This is a genomic window from Acinetobacter sp. AL9 (genome assembly GCF_041464035.1).
In the GTDB taxonomy this organism is placed as follows: domain Bacteria; phylum Pseudomonadota; class Gammaproteobacteria; order Pseudomonadales; family Moraxellaceae; genus Acinetobacter; species Acinetobacter towneri.
The window spans coordinates 1-246 of sequence record NZ_JAYFSK010000282.1 but is presented as its reverse complement, the minus strand read 5'-3'; the positions used below and the strand labels follow the sequence as shown (position 1 = coordinate 246).

Here is a 246-nt window from a genome sequence, read left to right as displayed (position 1 = left end):
ATGACAGTATCCATTCCTGCTCGCATATCCATGGGCTGGGTAGAGAGCCAAATTTCATTGATACGGATCATGTTGCCAGTGCCTTGAGTAATTCTGCCAAGGCAGGTATTTCTGATGTCTGCCATTTCAAGCCAATTTCTGCTTTTGAGTGGGGTAAAGTAATTTGAACTTTTAACATGTCAGTAGGAGTAGGATCTAATGGTGCAGAGCAAGATAAGGCAATAAATGCAGGTTTATTCGGTAGTG

At 42.3% G+C, this 246-nt stretch carries 1 pseudogene; it reads right to left on the bottom strand.

What is annotated here, in order from left to right:
* Window positions 1-67: 67 nt before the first annotated feature.
* Window positions 68-246: pseudogene (locus tag ACEO2X_RS14715) on the bottom strand (IS66 family insertion sequence element accessory protein TnpB); the annotation flags it as partial.